Origin of the sequence: Pseudomonas sp. PS02303, assembly GCF_029959925.1 — a bacterium.
Classification (GTDB): Bacteria; Pseudomonadota; Gammaproteobacteria; order Pseudomonadales; family Pseudomonadaceae; genus Aquipseudomonas; species Aquipseudomonas mandelii.
Map to the genome: position 1 here is coordinate 1 of NZ_JASCOM010000426.1, position 3,032 is coordinate 3,032.

At 65.7% G+C, this 3,032-nt stretch carries 4 protein-coding genes and 1 pseudogene; 1 reads left to right on the top strand and 4 read right to left on the bottom strand.

The window, feature by feature from the left end; all coding sequences use genetic code 11:
* A partial coding sequence (locus QMX98_RS33600; RefSeq protein ID WP_282412040.1) for a hypothetical protein occupies positions 1 to 250 on the bottom strand: 250 nt, incomplete at its 3' end.
* Positions 251 to 264: 14 nt separating this feature from the next.
* Between QMX98_RS33600 and QMX98_RS33605 the strand changes: the two genes are divergently transcribed.
* Positions 265 to 972: a glutathione binding-like protein gene (locus QMX98_RS33605; RefSeq protein ID WP_021703074.1), complete on the top strand. Its 708-nt coding sequence runs from the start codon at positions 265 to 267 to the stop codon at positions 970 to 972.
* Positions 973 to 1,114: 142 nt separating this feature from the next.
* Here the strand turns inward: QMX98_RS33605 and QMX98_RS33610 are convergent, their stop codons facing one another.
* The 3 genes and pseudogenes from QMX98_RS33610 to QMX98_RS33620 form a co-directional block, all read right to left on the bottom strand.
* Complete coding sequence (locus tag QMX98_RS33610) at positions 1,115 to 1,588, bottom strand: DoxX family protein (protein ID WP_021703075.1); 474 nt, start codon at positions 1,586 to 1,588, stop codon at positions 1,115 to 1,117.
* 11 nt (positions 1,589 to 1,599) lie between these two features.
* A complete protein-coding gene (locus QMX98_RS33615; RefSeq protein WP_021703076.1) occupies positions 1,600 to 2,355 on the bottom strand; it encodes a DNA-binding domain-containing protein in 756 nt (251 codons plus the stop codon).
* Positions 2,352 to 3,023: pseudogene (locus QMX98_RS33620) on the bottom strand (DUF692 domain-containing protein); the annotation flags it as partial. The pseudogene QMX98_RS33620 and the gene QMX98_RS33615, both read right to left, overlap by 4 nt.
* Between the last annotated feature and the right edge of the window lie 9 nt (positions 3,024 to 3,032).

Here is a 3,032-nt window from a genome sequence, read left to right on the forward strand (position 1 = left end):
CGACCCCGACTTCCAGCGCGCGGGGGCTGCTGTCCTGAAACAGATCGAGGCCTTTTTCCGGCGCTGCGTGCTGGCCGGCCAGCACAGCGGCGCCATTACCTGCGCGCAGCCGGCGGACGATCTGGCGCGCCTGCTGCTGGGCATTCTCCTGGGCGTTCGCGTCCTGGCCCGAACGCGGCCGGAGCGTGAACTGCTCGAAGGCATGGTACGGCCAGCGCTGACCCTGCTTGACAGTCACTTGAACCTTCACGGGGACCACCAACGATGATCGAGCTCTACTACTGGCCAACACCCAACGGCCACAAGATCACCCTGTTTCTGGAAGAGGCCGGCCTGGACTACCGCATCCACCCGGTGGATATCAGCGCGGGCGACCAGTTCAAGCCCGATTTCCTCGCGTTCTCGCCGAACAACCGCATGCCCGCCATCATCGACACTGCGCCGGCCGATGGCGGGGAAGCAGTGACGGTGTTCGAATCCGGCGCCATCCTGCTGTACCTGGCGGAAAAAACCGGGTTGTTCCTGCCCACCGACCTGCGTGGCCGCAAGACGGTGACGGAATGGCTGTTCTGGCAAATGGGCGGGCTTGGGCCGATGGCCGGGCAGAACCATCATTTCGGGATCTATGCACCGGAAAAGATCCCCTACGCGATCAACCGCTACGTCAACGAAACCAACCGCCTCTATGGCGTGCTGGATCGTCGCCTGGCGGACAGCACCTTCGTTGCCGGCGAGCAGTACAGCATTGCCGACATGGCGTGCTACCCCTGGATCGTGCCGTGGAAGAACCAGCAGCAGAACCTCGACGACTTCCCCCATGTGCGCCGCTGGTTCGAGGCCATCGCCCAGCGCCCGGCCACGGTCAGGGCCTACGCCAGGGGTGAGCCGTTCTCCAGCCGCCCGACGGTGACCGAGGCGGGCAAGAAGATCCTCTTCGGGCAGACGGCGGGCAATGTACCGGCCGGGCAATGAGCCCCTGAGCCTGCCGTACCTGCCGTAATAGCCTTGATGCATTCAGCCGTGGGCCTCGGTTCCTGCCCCTCTCTCATAAACGGTAGAGGGGCACGGAGCGCCCACGACCTGAAGCGCACAGCATTGCCTGCGCCAGTCGCATTCAGCGAATGCGCAGCAGCCTGTCCAGCGACCACGCCCCGGCGCCCCGGCCGATGATGACCAGCAGCAATCCGGCCCAGGACAGGTGCGTTGGCCAGGCATCGGGGTAGACGAATACCTGGATGACCGCAGTCATGCCCAGCAGCGCCAGGGCAGACAGGCGCGAGAACAGGCCGACGATCAGCAGCAGCGGAAACACATGCTCGGCATAGGTCGCCAGGTGGGCGGCCAGGTGCGGTGACAGCAGCGGCAGGGCGTATTCGCTACGAAACAGCTCATAGGTACCGGGGGTGATGGTCAACAGCCCCTCGACCTTGGTGCGCCCCGAGAGAAAGAAGATCGCCGCAACGCTGATGCGCGCCACCAGGCTGAGCGTCGAGTCGCTGATCAGGCGCTGAAGCAGGTCGCACACCTGGTCCCAGCGTTGACGCACTGTGGCGCGGCTGTTGTTGGACGACGGCTGGGTGATATCCATGGCTATTTCCTTCATGCAAGAACAAGGGGAGAGAACACGCGGGCACCCAGCAAGCGGCTGAGCAGGTCGGTAAAGTCCAGGTCGCCTTGCCGCTGCAAGGCCAGGGCCGAGGCCCGCTCCAGATCGTGTCCGGCAGCGCAGGCGTCCAGAAACACGCAGCCAGCGGGTTCGAGCGCGTGCCAGGTGACGCCATCGCAATGGCCCACCAGCAAAGCGCCTTCGCCCTGCCAGGGCAGGTTGTCAGGCAGGTCCACCCCTTCGCGGTTGCAGCGCCAGAGGCTGTAGATCGGTTGCTCGTCGAACCACCGCCAGCGTGCGCTGGCGCGCGGGCGCAGGTGACAGGTTGCCAGTGCCTCGGGCGACACGCCGGCCAGGCTGGCAAGTTCCAGCGCGGGCTCCTGCACGGCACAGAAGGCCTCTATCCACAGGTAGTCGAGTTGGGCCACCGGGCCCAGGTAGGGCAGCTCCCGGGCCGGCTCGAAGGCCGCGAGAAACGCGGGAAAGTCCGCCCCGTAGAAGATCAGGCGGGCATCGCTTGGTGCGCAGGCGTTGGCATGAACGACCGCCGCCGCGCGCAGCCAGTCACGGCCGACCAGGCGTTCGACGCTGGGGAAGTTGTCACACAGCGCCTCGACGCAGCCCTTGAGTACGGTATTGCGGTACACCTGAAAGCCGGGTTGCGCGGTGAGGGCGGACAGTTCCGGGGCGGCACGTACCTGCAAGGCCTCGATGAAGGCGTCCTGGAAGTGTTCGAGACGTCTGATCATTGCGTCGCTCCCAGTCGGTCGAGCATGGCCTGGGCGTGCGCGCGTTCGCCGAGCAATGCCGTGAACGCGGGTACGTTGTCATCGCGCTCGATCAGCGTCGGGCGCGGGCCGATGCGCTGGATCAAGCGCTGATACAGGGCCCAGACCGGGTCAGCGACCGGGGCGTCGTGGGAGTCGATGAGCAACGCACCGCCGGCGTCATGGCTGTGCCCCGCCAGATGAATCTCCGCGACGGCCTGGCCCGGGAAGCGATCGATGTAGGCGGCCGGATCAAAATCGATGTTGTGCGCGCTGACGTGCACGTTGTTGATGTCGAGCAGCAGGGCGCAACCAGTGCGCTGCGTCAGCTCGGTGAGAAAGTCGATTTCATCCCAGTCGTGGCCGTCCAGGTGCAGGTAATGGCTGGGATTTTCGATGGCAATGCTGCGCCCCAGGGCATCCTGGGTACGCTGTATGTTGTCTGCGATGCGTACCAGGGCCTCGTGGCTGCGCGGGAATGGCAACAGGTCCGGGTAATAGTGATTGCGCCAGGTGGACCAGGCGAGGTGTTCGGATACCAGCGCCGGTCGCACGTGGTCTGCCAGCCTGCGCAGGCGCTGGAGGTGCGTCGGGTCGGGGGCGGCGTCCGCCGCCAGGGCCAGGGGGCCCCCCTGCAGCGCCACCCGATTCCCTTACCC

What these genes read in the sequence shown, in the direction of transcription:
- QMX98_RS33605 (WP_021703074.1), top strand. Translation starts at nt 265, where the DNA reads ATGATCGAGCTCTACTACTGGCCAACACCCAACGGCCACAAGATCACC.
- QMX98_RS33610 (WP_021703075.1), bottom strand. Translation starts at nt 1,588, where the DNA reads ATGGATATCACCCAGCCGTCGTCCAACAACAGCCGCGCCACAGTGCGT.
- QMX98_RS33615 (WP_021703076.1), bottom strand. Translation starts at nt 2,355, where the DNA reads ATGATCAGACGTCTCGAACACTTCCAGGACGCCTTCATCGAGGCCTTG.